This is a genomic window from Faecalicatena contorta (assembly GCF_021531995.1).
GTDB lineage: Bacteria > Bacillota > Clostridia > Lachnospirales > Lachnospiraceae > Dorea_A > Dorea_A contorta_A.
The window spans coordinates 1-450 of the sequence record NZ_JAFBIZ010000311.1 but is presented as its reverse complement, the minus strand read 5'-3'; the positions used below and the strand labels follow the sequence as shown (position 1 = coordinate 450).

The following is a 450-nucleotide window of genomic DNA, read 5'->3' as shown; positions in this document are numbered from 1 at the left end:
GGATAGCATTTTCAAACATATCCATGCATAGATTGTACTTTTTATTTTCAATGGCTTCAACCATATTAAGTGCTTCTGTTGGAACATTATGCGCAACTAAAATTTCCTTAATCAGATCAATTTTTTGGCGGATCGACTCTACAATTCCTCCCGTAACGGCTTCAATGTAAATTAATGCAATTAATTCTCCAATAAGCTCAAATTTTTTCTCAGCATCATATTTTTCACCCAAAAAGTCATTTTCACGTTCTAACAAACTTTTTTCATGCATAACATAATCATAAGCCGTATTTGTCATAAATATCGCCAATCTTTCATCTAATAACACCTTTTCACATTTTCTTAATGAAATCTTTGATGTCGAATAGAAAAAATTCAAATAACTATGCACACTGTTTGCAGAATTATTCCCTACATATCCTGTATCCGTAACAGATCTCACATATCTAT

Annotated in this window: 1 protein-coding gene; it reads right to left on the bottom strand. The window is 31.6% G+C overall.

Annotated elements, in window-relative coordinates:
• Positions 1-328: hypothetical protein (locus tag JQM82_RS16110; protein WP_235251431.1), on the bottom strand; the 328-nt coding region annotated here is incomplete at its 3' end.
• Between the last annotated feature and the right edge of the window lie 122 nt (positions 329-450).